A 19,049-nucleotide genomic window follows, 5' to 3' on the forward strand; every position below is an offset into this window, starting at 1 on the left:
CTTCTCTCACCAGGTCTCGGGCAGGCTGGGTGCCGGCTCCGTCGACGGAGGGACCCGATACATCTCGAGGACCTGGGACATGATCTTGTTGAAGGTCGGCGCCGCAGCGGCCGACGTCTTGATGGTACTGGGCTTGGTGAAGGTCACGACGACGACGTACTGCGGGTTCTCGGCCGGAGCGATGCCCGCCACCGAGACGATGCGGTCAGAACCGTAGCCGGTTCCGTCGGACCGCGCGACCTCGGCGGTGCCGGTCTTGGCCGCGACGCGGTAGCCGGGGATCGACAGGACGTCCTTGAGGTCGCCGTCGCTGACGACCTTCTCGAGCATGTTGACGGTCGTGTCGGCGGCCCACGGCGAGACGACGCTCGTGCCCTCGGCGGAGGGCGCGTCGGTGACGGTGCCGTCGGGGGCGGTGCACCCGGCGACGAGGTTGACCGGCAACCGGGTGCCGTGGTTGGCCAGCGTCTGGTAGATGCTCGCGATGTGGATGGCGGTCGTCGAGACGCCCTGTCCGAACATCGTGTTGATGCTCGTCTGCTGGTCCCACTGGGAGGCCGGCCGGATGCCCGTCGTGGGTTCCCCGAGGAAGGCCACGCCGGTCGGGTCGTTCAGACCGAACTTCACCATGTAGTCGTGACGTTGCTGGGCCGAGAGCGACTGGCCGAGCAGGGAGATGCCGACGTTCGACGAGTCGCGCAGGATGCCCGTCAGCGTGAGGTTCTCGGTCGGGTGGAAGGTGGCGTCGTGGATCTCGCCGCCCCAGGGGAACGTGCGGGAGTACGGCACCGTCGCCCGCGTCGCGGGATCGGCCTTGCCCGAGTCGAGCAGCATGGCGGCGGTCATCGCCTTGAAGGTCGAACCCGGCTCGTACGAGTAGGTGAAGGCCTTGCTGCCGAGGTCGTCGACGGCGGTGCCGTTGACGTCGTTGGGGTCGACGGCCGGGTAGTCGGCGACCGCGAGCAGCGAGGCGTCGCTCGCCTTCATGACGACGGCCGTGGCCGACTCGGCTCCGATGGCCTCGGCCTGTTCGCCCAGCGCCTGCTGGGTCATGTACTGGAGGTCGCTGTCGACCGTGAGACGGAGCGTGCCCCCGGCGACCGCTTTCTTGGTCGTGACGGTGCTGCCGGGCAACTGGACCCCGTCGGCTCCGCGCTCGTAGGTCTCCGAGCCGTCGGTGCCCGCCAGGCACGCGTCCTGGCTCAGCTCGAGTCCGGCCTGCGGCCCGTCGGTGCCGATGAAGCCCGTGAGGTTGCCCGCCACCGCGCCGTTGGGGTAGGTGCGCGCGGCCTGGCGCTGGAAGTACACCCACGACACGTCCATCTCGCGGACCTCGCGGAAGGCGTCGACGTCGACGCCCTTGACCAGGTACGCGAAGTTCGCCTCGGGGTCGGTGGTCAACGCCTTCGTCATGGTCGCGGCGTCACCCCCGGTGATCTCGGCGATGCGTTCGACCACCTGGTCGACCGTCAGCTCGGTGGTCGTGCCGTCGTCGCCCTTGACCTTGGCCGTCGTGGCGAAGGCCGGAGCGGCCGTGATGTTGTACCGGGTGACGCTGCCGGCGAGCACGGTGCCGTCGACGTCGGTGATGTCGCCACGATCGCCGTAGGTCGTCTGCACGATCTCGCGCTTGTTCTGGGACTGCTCGTTGAGCTCGGCCGCCTGCACGAGCTGGATGTCCGCCAGGCGCACCACGAACACGCCGACGAGCGCGATGATCAGCGCCATCGCCAGCGTCGCGCGGAGACGGCGGCTTCGGGGAGCTGCTTTCACGAGAGGTTCCTCACCGCGGCCGGGCGCCTGCCCGACCCGCTGTCGTCGTTCGATGTACCGGTGACGGCATGCCGCTAGCGGGTCTGCGGAGCCGCCAGCTCGTTCGCGCCCGACGCTACCGACTCGCCGGCCGATCCCCCGTCCGCCGCGCCTGCGTCGGTCGGAACGGCCACGGCGCCCGCCGTGGTCGGAGCACCGACCGACGAGGCGGAGGGGTCGGTGGTCGCCGTGCCGTCGGCGGCGGTCGCGGGGGCCTTGGTCGTCAGCGGGACGCCCTCGAGCAGGGTGTTGGGGATCAGGTTGCCGGACGTCGCCTCGTCCGCCCCCGCCGCGGGGGCGGGCGAGCCGTGGACCGCGCCCGTGGCCAGATCGAGGTAGACGGGGTTCGAGTTGCGGACCATGCCGAGTTCGTCGGCGTTGGCGGCGAGGTTCTGCGGCGAGGACAGCACGTCGCGCTGCTCGCTGAACTTCTGCTGGTCGCGGACGAGCTCGGTCTTCGCGGCCTGCAGGTCGGAGATCTTGTAGGCGCCGTCGCTCAAGGCGATGCTGATCGCGAGCTGGGCCAGCAGGAGGACGAACAGCGCCGCCGTCGCGATGAGCGCGTAGGCGATCTTCGGACGGGCCCGTCGCTGCGACCGACTCGTGACGATCTCGACCGGGCGCGCCGTCGGGGTCGACGACGGCTGCGGACGGCTCGACGGGGTCGCGATGGCCAGGTTGCTGCTCATGCTTTTCTCCGGATTCGTTCGGCGGCGCGCAGTCTCACGGGCTTGGCTCGGGGGTTGAGGTCGCGTTCGGCGTCGGAAGCCAGCTCGGCCCCTCGGACGAGGAGGCGGAAGTCGGGACGGTGCTCCGGCAACTCCACCGGGAGGCCCTGCGGCGCCGTTGAGGTCGTCCGAGCGGCGAGTTCCCGCTTGACGAAACGGTCTTCGAGGGACTGGTAGGCGAGGACGACGATCCGCCCGTCGACGGCGAGACGGTCGAGGGCGACCGGGACGGCCGCCTCGAGCGAGGCCAGCTCGCCGTTCACCTCGATGCGGAGCGCTTGGAACACGCGCTTGGCGGGGTGACCGGCACGTTGCAGGGCCATGGGCGTCGCCGCGATCAGGAGGTCGACCAACTCACCGCTGCGGGTGAGCGGCGAGTCGGCCCGGTGCTCGACGATCCGCCGGGCGTAGCGCGGAGCCAGCTTCTCTTCGCCGTACTGGTAGAAGATGCGCCGGAGCTCGCTCTCGGGGTACTCGGCGAGGACGCGCTCCGCCGTGACGGGCGAGGTGGGGTCCATGCGCATGTCGAGGGGCGCGTCCTTGGAGTACGAGAAACCGCGCTCGACCCGGTCCAGCTGCAGGGACGACACGCCGAGGTCGAAGAGCACCCCGTCGACGGTCTCGAGATCGAGGTCGTCGAGCGCGTCGGCGATGCCGTCGTACGTCGTGTGCACGAGGCGAGCCCGGTCGCCGAAGGGTGCGAGCCGCTCGCCGGCGAGGGCGAGTGCCTCCGTGTCGCGGTCGAGGCCGACGACGGTGAGCTCAGGGAAGGCCTGCAGCATCGCTTCGCTGTGGCCACCCATGCCGAGGGTGCAGTCGACGACGACGGCGCCGGGACGCGAGACGGCCGGGGCGAGGAGTTCGAGGGTCCGCTCGAGGAGGACGGGGGTGTGGATCTGATCGGCCATGACGACACGGGCTGTGCTCGTCGGCCCTGATCCCCATCCGTCGGGACCTGGCACCGGGGAAGGTGCGCCAGGGCTGACGGCTGAGGGTCGGGGCCCACGGGCTAGAAGAGCCCGGGGATCACCTCCTCGGTGGTGTTGGCGAACTCGGCCTCCTGGGCCTCGTAGTAGGTGTTCCAGGCGTCGGTGGCCCAGATCTCGGCACGGTTTCCCGCGCCGATGACGGTGAGGTCACGGCCGAGGCCGGCGTACTCGCGCAGTGTCGCCGGGATGGTGACCCGGTGCTGCTTGTCGGGGATCTCGTCGCTCGCGCCCGAGAGGAAGAGGCGCATGTAGTCGCGGGCCTGCTTGCTCGTGACGGGCGCCTGACGGATGCGCGAGTGCATGTCTTCGAACTCGCGCTGGCTGAAGACGTAGACGCACCGCTCTTGCCCACGGGTCATGACGAGGCCGGAAGCCAGTTCGTCACGGAATTTCGCGGGGAGGATGATGCGCCCTTTCTCGTCGAGCTTGGGCGAATAGGTGCCGAGGAACATGCGCCCGTCTCCCCTCGCCCCGCACCCCGTCTGTGGCACGTACCTCCACTTTACTCCACAACCCACCACCAGGCAATGAAAAGGCGGGTCCTCCGCCGCGTGTCCGGCCTGCGATCCGCTCCAGTTCGGGGGCCACACGGGTGGAGGACGGTGGAGGGAAAGGACCACGAGGAGGCGCGTCCTGCGTGTCGCGCGCCTCCTGCAGGATGGATGGGCGCACGAAAAAGGGGCCGGCCCGAAGGCCGACCCCTGTGGTCGTGGTGCTGGTGGCGCCTAGGAGCGCTCGTCGCCGTCCTGGCGGCGGTCCCACCGGTCGTTGAATCGATCCATCAGGCCCCCCTTGGCGGGATGCGCGGGGCGGGAGGTGGAGGAACGGGGAGCCGACGGCATCGAGGCCGTCGAGGACCCCTTCCGCTTGGGAGGCGCGATGGCGAACAGCACGCCCGCGAGCATGACCACGAACCCCGCCACGCCGATCAAGGGCTGGCGGAAGATGACGCCCGCGACGATCACGGCGATGCCGACGAGCGCCCCGAGGACCCCGACCACGACCAGCGTGTAGTTGGGTCTGGCGCCGCGGGTCCCGACCGTCGCCACGAAGTCGGAGTCGTTGTTGTAGAGACTCCGCTCCATCTCTTCGAGGAGCCGCTGCTCCTGTTCGGAAAGTGGCATCTTGGTGTTCCCTTCGAGCACGGGCTCTCAAGCGCGAGGCGGGAGCCTCGGGATCGACGCGATGAGTAGCTGCGAGTGTATGCCCGACAGCTATCGCTAGGCTAGGCAGCGTGGCTGAGAGTACGCGGTTAGTGGACGTCGTTCAAGAGCGCATCGATCGGTTCCTCGAGCGTCAGCGACCGGCCCTCATGGGCATCGCTCCCGACCTCGATTCCTTCTCCCTCTACTCGGGCGATCTGCTCCGCGGCGGGAAACGCTTCCGGGCTCTCTTCTGCTACTGGGGCTGGCAGTCCGTCGCCGGGCTCGACACCGGATTCGATCCCCTCGGGGAGCCCCGCGACGAACGCGAGATCGACGCCGTCATGACCGCTTCGGCGGGGCTCGAGTTCTTCCACGCCGCCGCGCTCGTGCACGACGACATCATGGACAACTCGGACACGCGCCGCGGACTCCCGGCGGCGCATCGGCGCTTCGAGTCCCTGCACCGCGAGGGGGCCTGGCTCGGGTCCCCTGAGGCGTTCGGTCGCTCGGGAGCCCTCCTCATGGGAGACCTCCTCCTGGCGTGGAGCGACGAGCTCCTCAGCGAGGCCCTGGACTCCCTCCCGTCCCGTGACGCCGCCCGCGCGGCCCGCCTCGAGCTCAACCGGATGCGGACCGAGGTCACGGTGGGCCAGTACCTCGACATCCTCGAGGAGAACGCCTGGCGGACGGTCGACGAGGTGCAGCTGTTGCCGCGTGCCCAGCGCGTCATCGTCTACAAGTCGGCGAAGTACAGCGTCGAAGCCCCGCTGACCGTCGGCGCGGCCATGGCCGGGGCCGACCGGCCAGCCCTCGAGTCCCTGCGGCACTTCGGGCTGCCCCTCGGCATCGCCTACCAGCTGCGTGACGACCTCCTCGGTGTCTTCGGCGATCCCTCGGTCACGGGAAAGCCCGCGGGCGACGACCTCCGAGAGGGCAAGCGCACCGTCCTCGTGGCGACGGCCCGCCGAGCCCTGCCCCCCGGGGCCGTCCGCCTGCTGGACGAACTCCTCGGTGACCCCGAACTCGACGACGACCAGATCAGCATGCTCCAGGCGACGCTCCGCGACAGCGGTGCCGTCGACGCCGTCGAGCAGACGATCACCGATCAGGTGGAGCGTGCCGTCCACGCACTCGAGAGGTCGGGACTCGCGCCGTCGGCCCGGACGCAGTTGACGCGACTCGCCGAGACCGTCACGCGCCGCGCCTCCTGACGCCCTCTGCGCCAGGGCGGCCGAGGACCGGCAGCCGCCAGAGGCGCGGATCGGGGCTAGAGGAGGCTCTGCGCGATGCGCCGGACCTCGGCTTTGCGTCCGGCCTGGAGGGCGGCGACGGGGCTCGTGCCGAGGGCCTCGTCGTGGGACAGCATCCAGTCGAGGGCCTCGTCGTCGTCGAACCCGTTGTCCGACAGGACCGTCAGGGTGCCCCGGAGGTCGTGCCTCGGCTCCGAGCCGTCGAGGAAGACGGATGGCACCTTCGTGACGCCGTCCACGCGGGTCCCGACGAGGACGTGCTCCTCGAGGAGGCGCCGGACGCGGCTGACGCCGAGGCCGAGCCGCTCGACGAGGTCGGGCACGGTGAGCCATTCGGTGTCGGCGAACCAGGGGCGTTGAGAGAGATCGGTCACGCCACAACCTTGCCACGGGTTCGTGGCCCTCGCTGCGCCTCCTCGCCTCCCTCACGTGGGTCGAGTCACATGCGCAACATCCGTCACGCTGATTGACTTGGATATCCACGTGTGCCAACTTTGGACGACGTGGCACCGCGGCTCACCGATCACCCAGCGACCGTGTCCCCGCCCCCGAACCGAGGATCAGCCCATGAACGACGTCAGTTCCGCCCGCCCCGACTCCGAGTCCGTGACGACCCAGGACGCCCGGTCGACCAGCGCCTTCGGCCCCCTCGGTGGCGGAGACGGGCGCAAGCCCCTCTCCCGCATGGCCCGGTCGATGCTCAACACCGTCCCGATCGTCCTGGCTGGCTCGATGGCCCTCAGCATGGGCGTCACGGGCCCCGTGTTCGCCCTCGACCAGAACCCGACGAAGAAGCCCGACGCGTCACCGCGTCCCGTGCTGCCTCCTCGACTGTCCGCGCCCGAGCAGAAGACCGCGGCCACGGTCGAGACGGCCGCGACCTCCGCCACGGTCTTCGGCGCGGCCCCCGCCACGTACACCGTCAAGTCGGGCGACACGGTCGCGAGCATCGCCGGCTCGTTCGGCCTGAGCACCGCGTCGGTGCTCGCCCTCAACGGCCTCAGCTGGAAGTCCACCATCTTCCCGGGCCAGACCCTGAGCCTGAGCGCCGCCACGAGCGCCGCAGCCAAGCCGTCCGCCGCGCCCGCCCCGGCCAAGGCGACGGGCGGCCGGTACGTCATCGTCCGTGGGGACACGCTGAGTTCCATCGCGCGTGCGCACGGCGTCACGACCAGCGCGCTCATCCAGGCGAACGGGCTGGGACTGTCGAGCATCATCTACCCGGGCCAGACCCTGACCGTCCCGACGGACGCCTCCGCCGCCGCCCCGACACCGGCCCCCGCCGGGGGGCCCGCGGTGGGCAGCTACGTCATCCAGCGGGGCGACACCATCGCCTCGATCGCCTCGAAGTCGGGGACGAGCGTCAAGGCCCTCCTCGCCGCGAACGGCCTCTCGTTCACCAGCACCATCTACGCCGGCAAGACCCTCACCCTCCCCGGCGTCTCCGCGCCGACCGCCACGACCGTCGTCGCGTCGACGTCGGCCGCACCGCTGGGCGTCAGCGCGACGTTGACCGCCGAGCAGGCCGCCAACGCCCGGGTCATCATCTCGGTCGGACGCCAGCTCGGGGTCGGAGACCGTGCGATCGTGATCGCCCTGGCCGCGGCCGCCCAGGAGAGCAGCCTGCGCAACCTCGACCACGGCGACCGTGACTCCCTCGGCCTCTTCCAACAGCGTCCGAGCACGGGTTGGGGCACCCCCGCGCAGCTACGCGACCCGGTGCACGCGACCAAGCTCTTCTTCGGTGGCGCGAGCAACCCCAACACCGGCAAGACGCGCGGCCTCCTGGACGTCAAGGGGTGGCAGTCGATGTCCCTGACGAAGGCGGCCCAGGCCGTCCAGTACTCGGCGTTCCCGGATGCCTACGCCAAGTGGGAAGCTCCGGCCACCACCTGGCTCGCGACCCTGCGCTGAACCCCGGACGACCCACCTGCCGGGCGGTTTCCCGCCGTGCGGTGAGTTGGGACACCCGCACGGCCCTCGGTCCGTAAAATCACGAAGGTGAGCGTGAACCAGACTGACCCGATGATCGGCCGTCTCATCGAGGGCCGGTACGAGGTCCGTTCGCGCATCGCCCGAGGTGGCATGGCCACCGTGTACCTGGCCACCGACCTGCGACTCGAACGCCGCGTGGCGATCAAGATCATGCACGGCCACCTGGCCGACGACGCGTCGTTCAAGGAGCGCTTCATCCAGGAGGCGCGCTCGGCCGCCCGCCTGGCCCACCCCAACGTCGTCAACGTCTTCGACCAGGGCCAGGACGACGAGTCGGCGTATCTGGTGATGGAGTACCTGCCCGGCATCACGTTGCGCGAACTCCTGCAGGACCACAAGGTGCTGACGCCCGAGCAGGCGATGGACATCCTCGAAGCCGTCCTCGCCGGTCTCGCCGCCGCCCACCGCGCGGGCATCGTGCACCGCGACCTCAAGCCCGAGAACGTCCTCCTCGCCGACGACGGACGCATCAAGATCGGCGACTTCGGCCTGGCGCGGGCCGCGACGGCCAACACCGCCACGGGTGCCGCGCTGTTGGGGACGATCGCGTACCTCTCCCCCGAGCTCGTGACCCGCGGCATCGCCGACACCCGCAGCGACATCTACGCGCTCGGCATCATGATGTACGAGATGCTCACGGGCGAGCAGCCCTACAAGGGCGACCAGCCCATGCAGATCGCCTACCAGCACGCCAACGACACGGTCCCCACCCCGAGCTCCGCCAACCCCCGCGTGCCGGTCGAGTTGGACGAGCTCGTCCTCTGGGCGACCGCTCGCGACCCCGAACAGCGACCGAGGGACGCCCGGGCCCTGCTCGACCAACTGCTCGACGTGCAACGGGTGCTGGCCGATCCCTCGGGACCACCCGCGAACCGGACGATGGTGCTCCCTGCCGCGGGCGCGACCTCCGTCCTGCCGTCCGGCGGCACGGGCGAGACGCAGATCCTGCCCAAGGCGCGACACCGGACCGGGCCGGTCCAGGCCGCACCCGACGACGCCGCCACGACGCTCGCGGCCGTCGCCGACCGTCGTCGGCGGCGGGGACGGGTGCTCATGGCCGTCGTCGTCGCGGTCGCGCTGCTCGCCGGAGGGACCGGCTGGTGGTTCGGCTCGGGTCCCGGGGCGCAGGCGTCCGTCCCCGACGTGTCAGGACGGGCACCGGACGCGGCGACGGCCGCCCTCACGTCGGCCGGCTTCGTGGTAGCCCCCGATCCCCAGACGGACTTCTCCCCGGTGGTGCCCTCGGGCCAGGTCGCGCGCACGGACCCCGACGCCACGACCCGTGTGCAGAAGGGGTCCACGATCACCCTGGTCGTCTCCCAGGGGCCCCGGCAACTCCCGGTCCCGACCGTCGTCGGCGACACCGAGACCGCGGCCACCGAAGCGCTCTCGGACTTCACGCTGCAGCCGACGTCGAGCCAGTTCGACGAGTCGGCCGCCGGCACCGTCCTCGGGATCAGTGGCGTGGACGACGCGGACACGCCGGTCGATCTCGCCGGAGCAGCCCAGTACGGAGAACGACGACCCGTGACGCTCACCGTCTCGCTCGGCCCCGTCCCGGACGTGGCGGGCCTCTCGGTGGCGGACGCGCAGGGCGCTCTCGCGGGGGCACAGTTGACGGGTGTGGAGAGCGGAACGGAATTCAGCGATGCGGTCGCCTCCGGGGAGGTCATCCGATACGAACAGCAGGCCGAGGGGCCGCTCCGACACGGCGACACGGTCAACCTCGTCGTGTCGAAGGGCCCGCCGCCCATCACCATCCCGGACGTCCGAGGCAAGACCATCGACGCGGCCACGTCCCAGTTGCAGGGTCTCGGCTTCCGGGTGAGCTACCCGACCTGCACGGCCTTCACGTGTGCGTTCTACGACTGGGAGGCCCGCCTGCCGGTCACCGAGACGAACCCCGTCGCCGGCCTGACCGCGACCAAGGGTGCGACGATCACGCTCACGTACCGGGTGGAATGAGTCCCGGCCTCCCCTGAGGCCGAGGGCACCGACGAGCTCTGAGGTCGAGGGCACCGACAGGGCGACGGCCCCGGGACCGAGGGTCCCGGGGCCGTCGCCGTGTCGACCGGGCTCAGTCGGCCGCGAGTTCCTCGGCCACCAGGAAGGCCAGTTCGAGCGACTGCATGTGGTTGAGGCGGGGGTCGCAGAGCGACTCGTAGCGGGTGGCGAGCGTCGCCTCGTCGATGTGCTCGGAACCACCCAGGCACTCGGTGACGTCGTCGCCGGTCAGCTCGATGTGGATTCCGCCCGGGTGGGTGCCCGCAGCACGGTGTGCCTCGAAGAACCCCTTGACCTCGTCCATGATCTCTTCGAAGCGCCGGGTCTTGTAGCCCGTGGGCGTCGTCAGACCGTTGCCGTGCATCGGATCGCTGACCCACAGGGGCGTCGCGTCGGCCTTCTTGATGGCCTCGAGGAGGGGAGGCAGGGCATCCCGGATGGTGCCTGCCCCCATGCGGGTGATGAAGGTCAGGCGCCCGGGCTCACGCTCGGGATCGAGCTTGTCGATGAGGCGCAACATGTCGTCGGCCGTCGTCGTCGGGCCGAGCTTGACGCCGATCGGGTTGCGCACCCGGGAGAGGAAGTCGACGTGGGCACCGTCGAGGTCGCGGGTCCGCTCGCCGATCCACACGAAGTGCGACGACAGCACGTACGGCGTACCCGTGCGCGAGTCGATGCGGGTCAGGGGGCGCTCGTAGTCCATGAGCAAGCCCTCGTGGCTCGTGTAGAACTCGACGCGCTTGAGTTCGTCGAAGTCGGCCCCCGCCGCCTCCATGAACCGGATCGCCTTGTCGATCTCACGGGCGAGGTGCTCGTACTCGGCGTTGGCCGGGTTGCGGGCGAAGCCCTGGTTCCAGCTGTGCACCTGGCGGAGGTCGGCGAACCCGCCTTGCGTGAAGGCCCGGATCAGATTGATGGTCGAGGCGGAGGTGTGGTAGCCCTTCACGAGCCGCGAGGCATCCGCACGTCGGGACTCGGGGGTGAAGTCGTAGCCGTTCACGATGTCACCGCGGTAGGCCGGCAGGGTGACGCCGTCCCGGGTCTCGGTGTCGCTCGAGCGCGGCTTGGCGAACTGGCCGGCCATGCGGCCCATCTTGATCACGGGGACGGACGCGCCGTACGTGAGGACGACGGCCATCTGCAGGATGGTCTTGACGCGGTCGCGGATCTGGTCCGCGGTCGCTCCCGCGAAGGTCTCGGCGCAGTCACCACCCTGCAGCAGGAACGCCTCGCCCCGGGCCGCCGACGCCAGCCTGGTGCGCAACGTGTCGACCTCGCCGGCGAAGACGAGCGGAGGCAGGGTGGACAGCTCGGCCGAGGCGGCCTCGACGGCTGCACCGTCGTGCCAGGTGGGCTGCTGCTTGATGGGGAGCGTGCGCCAATGGTCGAGACCGTCGATCACGTCGGGATCGGTGACGACGAACGGTTCGGTGAGCTGGGCCACGGTCTTCCTTGCCACTTGACGGTCTCGAGGCCGAACGACCTCGACAGGCGAGCCTACCGTGAAAGGGTCGGGCGCTTCTCTTTGACGCTGGTCGCGTAGACGTCGCTGTACTGCTGGCCACTGAGGGCGTTGAGCTCGTACATGATCTCGTCGGTGATGGACCGCAGGATGAAGCGGTCGCCTTCCATGCCCTCGAAGCGGCTGAAGTCGAGGGGTTCACCGAACACGATCCCGACCCGGTGCAGGCGAGGGATCTTGGTACCGGTCTTCATCACCTTCTCGGTTCCGATCATGGCGACGGGGACCACGGGCACGTGACCCTCGAGGATCATGCGCGCCACGCCCGTCCGACCGCGGTACAGCTTGCCGTCGGGGCTGCGGGTGCCCTCGGGGTAGATGCCGAGTTGCTCGCCGCGACGGAGGACGGACAGGCCCGTCGCCAGCGACGCCTCGGAGGCCTTGCCCCCGGACCGGTCGATGGAGAGCTGACCCGTGGCCGTGAAGAACAGTCGGATGGCCCACCCCTTGATGCCCTTGCCGGTGAAGTAGTCGCTCTTGGCGAGGAAGGAGATGCGCCGATCGAGGGCGAGCGGCAGGAAGATCGAGTCGACGAACGAGAGGTGGTTGCTCGCGAAGATGACGGCACCCGAGGCCGGGACGTGCTCGCGACCGCTGACCCACGGTCGGAAGATCGACAGGACGAGCGGACTCGCGACCATCGTCTTCAGGAACCAGTAGAGCATCGGTGCTCCTCTCGTCGGGGCGTCGGGAGTCTAGCGGTCGCCGGCGTGGAGGCGGGCGAGGTCGGCGGCGCCCACGACCCCCGCGTCGTTCACCAGCTCGGCGATCACGAACTCGGGCTCGGGGTGGTAACCGCGAGCGGGCAGGTGCTCGAGGTAGGCCGCGCGGACGGGTGCCAGCAGCAGTTCGCCCGATTGCGCGACCCCGCCGCCGAAGACGAACACCTGCGGATCGAGGATCGCGCTCAGCGACGCGGCGGCTTGTCCGAGCCAGGTCCCGAGGCGGCGCAGGGCCTCGACGGCACCGTCGTCACCGGACTGCAGCAACAAGCTGACGTCGTGACCGGAGAGCTCGCCGCCGTTCGCCGTGCGGACGTCCGCGAGACCGCGGCCGAGGCCGCCCTCGTCGGCCACCTCACCGGCGATGCGCAGCAGTGCGCGCCCCGAGCCGTACTGCTCGATGCACCCACGGGCCCCGCAGCCGCAGGGCAGACCGTCGGGCACGATGCGCATGTGGCCGAGTTCGCCACCCGTGCCGAATCCTCCGCGCAGGAGGCGGTCCTGCGCCACGATGGCACCGCCCACCCCCGTGCCGATGGTGAGCATGGTCATGTCGCTGGCGAGACGACCGGCCCCGAACCGGAACTCGGCCCAGCCGGCGGCGTTGGCGTCGTTGTCGATGGTGATGTGCAGGTCGAGCCGTTCGGACAGCCGGGCCCGGAGGGGCTCGTTGCGCCACGCGATGTTGGGCGTGTAGTACACGGTCGACTGTGCGGCGTCGATGAAGCCGGGCGCCGCGACACCGGCGGCGGCGACGTCGGGGTGGCGTGCCTGCAAGGAGGTGACCATCTCGACGACCGCGTCGACGATCGCACCCGCGTCGCCCGCGGGCGTCGCCACGCGCTCTTCGTCGACGATCTCGCCGAACTCGGTGACCACCCCGCCCGCGATCTTCGTCCCACCGATGTCGATTCCGATTGCCTGCACGAGGATCGAGTCTATCCTCGACGACCCTCCACCTCGGGCACCCGCTCCTGCGAGGCCGCGTTAGGGTGGTCGGACCATCGTTCGGTACCGAAGGAGCTGCCGTGAACGAACACATCGTCCCCCCCGCCGTCCCCGCCGACCCGTCCGCGAACGCCACCGACCTGTTGCTCGCGCGGGCGGCGGCCACGCCCGACGAACCACTCTTCTCCGTGCCGGACGGACGAGGTGGCTGGCGCGACATCACGGCGGCTCGGTTCCTCGAGCAGGTGCGCGCACTCGCGAAGGGCCTGATCGCCGCGGGCGTCGAACCGGGCGACAAGATCGGCCTGATGTGCCGCACGCGCTACGAGTGGACGCTCATCGACTTCGCGACCTGGTTCGCAGGCGCCCTGCTCGTCCCCGTCTACGAGACGTCGTCGCCGGCACAGGTCCACTGGAACCTCAGCGACTCCGAGGCCGTGGCCGTCATCGTCGAGACCGCGGACCACTTCTCGCGGTTCGACGAGGTGCACCCCGAGTTGCCTGCCGTGACACGGGTCTGGCAGGTCGACCTCGGAGACCTCGACAAGCTGGCCGCGTCCGGTGTCGACGTGTCCGACGACGAACTCGAACGCCGCCGGAGCGCGGCCGTCGCCGCGGACGTCGCGACGATCATCTACACGTCGGGCACCACCGGCCGGCCCAAGGGCTGCGTGCTCACCCACGCCAACTTCGTCGAGACGAGCCGGAACGCCGCCGTCGCCATGAGCGACGTCGTGGCGCCCGGCTCCTCCACCCTCTTGTTCGTGACGACCGCGCACGTCTTCGCGCGCTTCATCGCCGTGATGTCGGTCCACGCCGGCGTGAAGGTCGGGCACCAGGCGGACACCAAGCAGTTGCTGCCGTCGCTGGCCTCGTTCAAGCCGAGCTTCCTGCTCGCGGTCCCCCGCGTCTTCGAGAAGGTCTACAACTCGGCGGAGCAGAAAGCCGAGGCCGGGGGCAAGGGCGGCATCTTCCGGCAGGCCGTGGCCGTCGCGATCGCCCACAGTCGCGCGCTCGACGAGGGCACCGTGCCCCTGGGACTCAAGCTCCGCTTCGCACTGTTCGACCGCCTGGTCTACAGCAAGCTCAAGAAGGCCATGGGCGGCAACATCCGCTACGCCGTCTCGGGTTCGGCTCCGCTCGGGACACGACTGGGTCATTTCTTCCGGAGTCTCGACATCCGCATCCTCGAGGGGTATGGACTGACCGAGACCACGGCGCCTGCGGCCGTCAACCTCGTCTCCAAGTTCAAGATCGGAACGGTGGGCCCGGCACTCCCCGGCGTCGGCATCACGATCGCCGCCGACGGAGAAGTGCTCGTCAAGGGCGTCAACGTCTTCGCGGGGTACTGGAAGGCCGACGAGGCCACGGCCGAGGTCCTCGACGACGGCTGGTTCCGCACCGGCGATCTCGGCTCGCTCGACGCCGACGGTTACCTGACGATCACCGGTCGCAAGAAGGAGATCATCGTCACCGCGGGAGGCAAGAACGTCTCCCCTGCCGCCCTCGAGGACCCGATCAGGGCCAATCCCCTGGTCGGCCAGGTCGTCGTCGTGGGCGACCAGCGGCCGTTCGTCGCGGCCCTCGTCACCCTCGACACGGAGATGCTGCCGGTGTGGCTGAACAACGCCGGTGAAGCAGCCGACATGCCGTTGGCCGAGGCCGCCCGGCACCCCAAGGTCCGCGCCGAGGTCCAACGAGCCGTCGATGGTGCGAACGCCGCCGTGTCGCGCGCCGAGTCGATCCGCAAGTTCGAGATCCTGCCGGTCGAGTTCACCGAGGCCGGCGGGCATCTCACGCCCAAGATGAGCGTCAAGCGTGCCGTCGTGCTGAACGACTTCGCCCAGCAGATCGCCGACATCTACACCGCCCACCCCGACACCGAGTCGGTGCGCACGGTCACCGCACGGGGACGGTGATCAGGCGCGCCACCAGTCGGCGGCGCGGATCTCTCGCATGGCCTCGCGCTTCGTCTCGGGTTCGAGGGTGAGCACGTAGAGCGTGCCGTCGAGGTGGTCCGTCTCGTGCTGGAGGGCCTGAGCCATGAGTCCCGTGCCCTCGAGCACGACCTTCTGGCCGTCGAGGTCGACCCCCTCGACACGGGCGTACTCGTAGCGGGGGGTGGGAAACCAGAACCCCGGCACCGAGAGGCACCCCTCGTCGACGAGGGTCTTCTCTCCGGACACCTCGACGACGACGGGGTTGAGGACGTATCCGACCTCACCGTCGACGTTGTAGCTGAAGGCTCGGAGCGACACGCCGATCTGGGCGGCCGCGACCCCGGCTCGTCCCGGCTCGCGAACGGTGTCGAGGAGGTCCTCGACCAGGGACGCGAGCCGAGGATCTCCGACCGTCACGGGGTCGGACGCCGATCGTAGGACGGGATCGCCGAACAGGCGGATGGGTCTCACGCTCACGGCGCGCCTCCTGGGGTGGGTCGGGGTGTGGTGCGGACGACGGGTCGCGACACCGTGACGACGACGGGTGGGCTGGTGCTGTCGCTTCGCAGAAGCCGACGCACGCCGCATCGACGTGGCTGTTGGGTGATTCAACAGTAGTGAAGGTATCGTCTGTGTCGTGCATGTACTCAGCGTCAGCTCTCTCAAAGGGGGCGTCGGCAAGACGACGGTGACGCTCGGACTCACGTCGGCCGCCTTCGCCAAAGGTCTCAGGACCCTCGTCGTCGACCTCGATCCCCAGTCCGACGTCTCGACCGGCCTCGACATCACGGTCTCGGGCCACCTCAACGTGGCGGACGTCCTCGCGTCGCCCAAAGAGAAGACGGTCCGGGCGGCGATCGCCCCCAGCGGGTGGACCAAGGGCCGCCAGGGCAAGGTCGACGTCATGATCGGCAGCCCCTCGGCCATCAACTTCGACGGTCCGCACCCGTCGATCCGCGACATCTGGAAGCTCGAAGAGGCCCTCGCCAACGTCGAGGCCGACTACGACCTCGTCCTGATCGACTGCGCCCCGTCGCTCAACGCCCTCACGCGCACGGCCTGGGCCGCATCCGACCGCGTGACGGTCGTCACCGAACCGGGTCTGTTCAGCGTGGCCGCCGCCGACCGGGCGCTCCGGGCGATCGAGGAGATCCGTCGAGGCCTGTCACCGCGCCTCCAGCCCCTCGGCATCATCGTCAACCGGGCCCGGGTGCAGTCCCTCGAGCACCAGTTCCGCATCAAGGAGCTGCGTGACATGTTCGGCCCCCTCGTCCTGTCACCCCAGCTGCCCGAGCGTACGTCGCTGCAACAGGCACAGGGTGCCGCCAAGCCGCTGCACGCCTGGCCCGGTGAGAGCGCCCAGGAGATGGCCCGCAACTTCGACCAGCTCCTCGAACGCATCATGCGGACGGCCAAGATCGGCGACTACGCCGAGCCTGCCGCCCGCTGACCTCCGGTCCCAGCTGCACACGACGAAGGCCCCGCACGATCTCGTGCGGGGCCTTCGTCGTGCTCGACCGCCACTCGCGGTCGAGGTGTGGTCAGCTGGCTCGGGTGCCGCGTCGCGCCGCGAGCTCGTCGGAGGGATCCGCGGCGGGGGTGCTGTCGATCTCGACGAGACTCGACTCGACCTCGCGGAGGACCTTGCCCACGGCGATGCCGAACACGCCCTGACCGCGGCTGACGAGGTCGATGACCTCGTCGTCCGACGTGCACAGGTAGACGCTCGCACCGTCGCTCATCAGGGTCGTCTGGGCGAGGTCGTTCACCCCGGCCTCACGGAGCTGGTTGACGGCCGTGCGGATCTGCTGGAGCGAGATGCCCGTGTCGAGGAGGCGCTTGACGAGTTTGAGGACGAGGATGTCGCGGAAACCGTAGAGGCGTTGCGAACCGGAGCCGGCCGCGCCGCGGATGGTCGGCTCGACGAGTTCGGTGCGGGCCCAGTAGTCGAGCTGGCGGTAGCTGATGCCGGCGGCCTTGGCCGCGACGGTACCGCGGTAGCCGCTGTCGGCGTCGTGTTCGGGCAGGCCGTCCGTGAAGAGCAGACCCAGCTCGTAGCGGGATTCCTCGGAGGAACCTGACTCACTCATGCTGTTGCCTTCCACGTTCTACTTCCGGAGCTCAACGTTCAACATCGGGTTGATGGTTGTACAGGACTCACGGTACCCACAACGGGGAGCTGCCTGGGCGACATTCGCATCGACGGGTCGGCGTGTCGAGGATATTCGCCCGGAGGGCAGACGTCTAGGCGTCGAGTCGCCCGAGAGCCGACCGGACGAGCCCCGACCGGACGACGTCGACCTGCGCCGCGAGCTCACGGGAGAGCTCGGCGACCCGCGCCCGGGAGGCCGCGTCGTGCTTCCGGGCCAGTGGCGCGAGGGCCGTCTCGATCAGGCCGAGCTCGCGGTCGACCGAGGCCCGGACCGTCCGGAGGTGACGAGGCTCGATGCCCGACCTGCCCAGCTCGACCAGGGCCGACAACACCGAGATCGACTCGTCGCCGTAGTGCCCCGCCGACGGGAGGAGAGACGCCGAGACGGCCTCGTCGAGCAGGGCGGGCGTGGCGCCGGTCTCGCGGAGCAACTCGTCGCGACCGAGCCGCCGACCGTGGGTCAGGATCGAGACGGGCGCCGCCCCGGACGGGAGCGACGCAGGTCGGCCCGCGTCGAGGTCGGCGAGGTGTTGCCTGATGACCTTGAGCGGCAGGTAGTGGTCGCGCTGCAGACCGAGGATGAAGCGGAGCCGCTCGACGTCCGCCGGTGAGAACTTGCGGTAGCCGGACGGGGTGCGCACCGGTGTGACCAACTCGCGCTCTTCGAGGAAGCGCAGCTTGCTGTTCGACAGGTCGGGGAACTCGGGCTTGAGCCGTGAGAGGACCTGCCCGATCGTCAGCAGGTCGGACGGCCCGGTCTGCGACGACCGGGCGGTGGCGGTGCGGGGCACGACTACTTGATCGCCAGGTTCGCGAGGTCGACCCGCGATGCGTAGAACGTGAGGCGGAACTTGCCGACCTGGACCTCGGCTCCGTCGGAGAGCCGGGCCTCGTCGATGCGGACGCCGTCGAAGTAGGTACCGTTCAGCGACCCGAGATCGCGCACGCTGAAGGTGCTGCCCTCGCGACGGAACTCGGCGTGCTTGCGGCTGACCGTGACGTCGTCGAGGAAGATGCCGGCCTCGGGGTGACGTCCGGCGACCGTGACGTCCGAGTCGAGGAGGAACCGGGCGCCGATGTTGGGGCCACGACGGACCACGAGCAGCGCGGAGCCCGAAGGCAGTGCGGCGACGGCGTCACGCTCGTCGGTGGACACGCCGCTCTCGAGAGCGGCCAGTTGCGCCTGGAACTCTTCGTTGAAGCTGAGGGTCGTGTCGACCTCGCGAGGGGCGCCGGGAGCGCGGTCCTGCTCGCCGGGTGCCGGGTTGGCGGGCTCTGCCATCGTGGACCTCCTTTGGCGTCCCAGCGTATCGGAACTCCGACCCTCGTCGGGAACCGATTTCGGGGACCGGCCCCCTCAGATCGCGGTGCGCGCGATGGTGAGGCGATCTCGGCTCCGTTCACCGCGCCTCCTCATGGGACTCCCCACCGCCTCACGGTCCGGTCATAGGGATCTCTTGGGGTCGCGCCGTTCCATGGACCCCACGTCACCACCACCGCCACAGGAGGCACACCATGAACGACCGAGACGGCGACAACACGACCGGCACCCCGGACGACGCCACGCCCGTGACGCCCTCCCCGTCGACCGCCCCGCCTGCCGGCGAGGGCGTCGAGCAGCCCGCCGAGGCGCACACGCTCCCCCACGTCACCGGCGCGTCGGACGCACGCTACGTGTCGGCGGCTCCCACCTGGATGGCTCGCGACGACGCCCACCAGGCCTACGACGCAGCGGCCGGCGCATCGACGGTGCGGGGTGGCGACGGCGCGGACGGCACGGTGCCCCCGGCCTTCGGCGGCGCCACGAGGCCGCGCCGCTCGAAGAAGTGGCTCGCCCTCACC

At 69.9% G+C, this 19,049-nt stretch carries 19 protein-coding genes; 6 read left to right on the forward strand and 13 right to left on the reverse strand.

Features of this window, described 5'->3' with window-relative positions; all coding sequences use genetic code 11:
- Positions 1-6: 6 nt before the first annotated feature.
- The 5 genes from IFT36_RS01035 to IFT36_RS01055 all read right to left on the reverse strand — a co-directional run bounded on the left by IFT36_RS01035 (position 7) and on the right by IFT36_RS01055 (position 4,653).
- Positions 7-1,773: a peptidoglycan D,D-transpeptidase FtsI family protein gene (locus tag IFT36_RS01035; protein ID WP_233568309.1), complete on the reverse strand. Its 1,767-nt coding sequence runs from the start codon at positions 1,771-1,773 to the stop codon at positions 7-9.
- 74 nt (positions 1,774-1,847) lie between these two features.
- Positions 1,848-2,501, reverse strand: a complete 654-nt coding sequence (gene ftsL / locus IFT36_RS01040; protein ID WP_200412205.1) for a cell division protein FtsL — start codon at positions 2,499-2,501, stop codon at positions 1,848-1,850.
- Positions 2,498-3,448: a 16S rRNA (cytosine(1402)-N(4))-methyltransferase RsmH gene (gene rsmH / locus IFT36_RS01045; RefSeq protein WP_200412206.1), complete on the reverse strand. Its 951-nt coding sequence runs from the start codon at positions 3,446-3,448 to the stop codon at positions 2,498-2,500. Before rsmH ends, ftsL begins: the two co-directional genes overlap by 4 nt.
- A gap of 101 nt (positions 3,449-3,549) precedes the next feature.
- The gene (mraZ, locus tag IFT36_RS01050; protein ID WP_055973040.1) at positions 3,550-3,981 is read right to left on the reverse strand and encodes a division/cell wall cluster transcriptional repressor MraZ; all 432 of its coding nucleotides are present in this window, start codon (positions 3,979-3,981) and stop codon (positions 3,550-3,552) included.
- 273 nt (positions 3,982-4,254) lie between these two features.
- Positions 4,255-4,653: a DUF3040 domain-containing protein gene (locus IFT36_RS01055; protein WP_200412207.1), complete on the reverse strand. Its 399-nt coding sequence runs from the start codon at positions 4,651-4,653 to the stop codon at positions 4,255-4,257.
- A 110-nt stretch (positions 4,654-4,763) separates the two neighbouring features.
- Between IFT36_RS01055 and IFT36_RS01060 the strand changes: the two genes are divergently transcribed.
- Positions 4,764-5,885, forward strand: coding sequence for a polyprenyl synthetase family protein (locus tag IFT36_RS01060; protein ID WP_173150808.1), 1,122 nt, complete (start codon positions 4,764-4,766; stop codon positions 5,883-5,885).
- Positions 5,886-5,941: 56 nt separating this feature from the next.
- Here the strand turns inward: IFT36_RS01060 and IFT36_RS01065 are convergent, their stop codons facing one another.
- Complete coding sequence (locus IFT36_RS01065; RefSeq protein ID WP_123570013.1) at positions 5,942-6,298, reverse strand: Rv2175c family DNA-binding protein; 357 nt, start codon at positions 6,296-6,298, stop codon at positions 5,942-5,944.
- A gap of 193 nt (positions 6,299-6,491) precedes the next feature.
- Here IFT36_RS01065 and IFT36_RS01070 point away from each other — a divergent pair, with 193 nt between their 5' ends.
- Positions 6,492-7,838 (forward strand): LysM peptidoglycan-binding domain-containing protein, encoded by a 1,347-nt coding sequence (locus IFT36_RS01070; RefSeq protein WP_249408398.1) that lies wholly within the window; start codon positions 6,492-6,494, stop codon positions 7,836-7,838.
- An 87-nt stretch (positions 7,839-7,925) separates the two neighbouring features.
- The gene (gene pknB, locus IFT36_RS01075; RefSeq protein ID WP_123570012.1) at positions 7,926-9,884 is read left to right on the forward strand and encodes a Stk1 family PASTA domain-containing Ser/Thr kinase; all 1,959 of its coding nucleotides are present in this window, start codon (positions 7,926-7,928) and stop codon (positions 9,882-9,884) included.
- 112 nt (positions 9,885-9,996) lie between these two features.
- On the opposite strand, the gene IFT36_RS01080 is transcribed toward pknB, so the two are convergent.
- The 3 genes from IFT36_RS01080 to IFT36_RS01090 all read right to left on the reverse strand — a co-directional run bounded on the left by IFT36_RS01080 (position 9,997) and on the right by IFT36_RS01090 (position 13,094).
- Positions 9,997-11,325, reverse strand: a complete 1,329-nt coding sequence (locus IFT36_RS01080; RefSeq protein ID WP_056047376.1) for a class II 3-deoxy-7-phosphoheptulonate synthase — start codon at positions 11,323-11,325, stop codon at positions 9,997-9,999.
- A gap of 95 nt (positions 11,326-11,420) precedes the next feature.
- Entirely contained in the window at positions 11,421-12,110 is a 690-nt protein-coding gene (locus IFT36_RS01085) for a lysophospholipid acyltransferase family protein (protein WP_200412208.1), read from the reverse strand.
- 30 nt (positions 12,111-12,140) lie between these two features.
- Positions 12,141-13,094, reverse strand: a complete 954-nt coding sequence (locus tag IFT36_RS01090) for an ROK family glucokinase (protein WP_173150806.1) — start codon at positions 13,092-13,094, stop codon at positions 12,141-12,143.
- 101 nt (positions 13,095-13,195) lie between these two features.
- On the opposite strand from IFT36_RS01090, the gene IFT36_RS01095 reads away from it, so the two are divergent.
- Positions 13,196-15,034: an AMP-dependent synthetase/ligase gene (locus IFT36_RS01095; RefSeq protein WP_173150805.1), complete on the forward strand. Its 1,839-nt coding sequence runs from the start codon at positions 13,196-13,198 to the stop codon at positions 15,032-15,034.
- Here IFT36_RS01095 and def read toward each other — a convergent pair whose 3' ends face one another.
- Entirely contained in the window at positions 15,035-15,532 is a 498-nt protein-coding gene (def, locus tag IFT36_RS01100) for a peptide deformylase (RefSeq protein ID WP_192123712.1), read from the reverse strand.
- Between the two features lie 160 nt (positions 15,533-15,692).
- Between def and IFT36_RS01105 the strand changes: the two genes are divergently transcribed.
- Entirely contained in the window at positions 15,693-16,505 is an 813-nt protein-coding gene (locus tag IFT36_RS01105) for a ParA family protein (protein ID WP_054146774.1), read from the forward strand.
- 91 nt (positions 16,506-16,596) lie between these two features.
- Here the strand turns inward: IFT36_RS01105 and IFT36_RS01110 are convergent, their stop codons facing one another.
- The 3 genes from IFT36_RS01110 to IFT36_RS01120 all read right to left on the reverse strand — a co-directional run bounded on the left by IFT36_RS01110 (position 16,597) and on the right by IFT36_RS01120 (position 18,489).
- Positions 16,597-17,145, reverse strand: coding sequence for a MerR family transcriptional regulator (locus IFT36_RS01110; protein WP_056047373.1), 549 nt, complete (start codon positions 17,143-17,145; stop codon positions 16,597-16,599).
- Between the two features lie 154 nt (positions 17,146-17,299).
- Entirely contained in the window at positions 17,300-17,998 is a 699-nt protein-coding gene (gene ftsR, locus IFT36_RS01115; RefSeq protein WP_056045008.1) for a transcriptional regulator FtsR, read from the reverse strand.
- 2 nt (positions 17,999-18,000) lie between these two features.
- Positions 18,001-18,489: an FHA domain-containing protein gene (locus IFT36_RS01120; RefSeq protein WP_056045006.1), complete on the reverse strand. Its 489-nt coding sequence runs from the start codon at positions 18,487-18,489 to the stop codon at positions 18,001-18,003.
- A 233-nt stretch (positions 18,490-18,722) separates the two neighbouring features.
- Between IFT36_RS01120 and IFT36_RS01125 the strand changes: the two genes are divergently transcribed.
- The coding region (locus IFT36_RS01125; protein WP_200412209.1) for a hypothetical protein at positions 18,723-19,049 on the forward strand (327 nt) is incomplete at its 3' end.

The organism is Frigoribacterium sp. CFBP 13605, from assembly GCF_014839405.1.
Classification (GTDB): domain Bacteria; phylum Actinomycetota; class Actinomycetes; order Actinomycetales; family Microbacteriaceae; genus Frigoribacterium.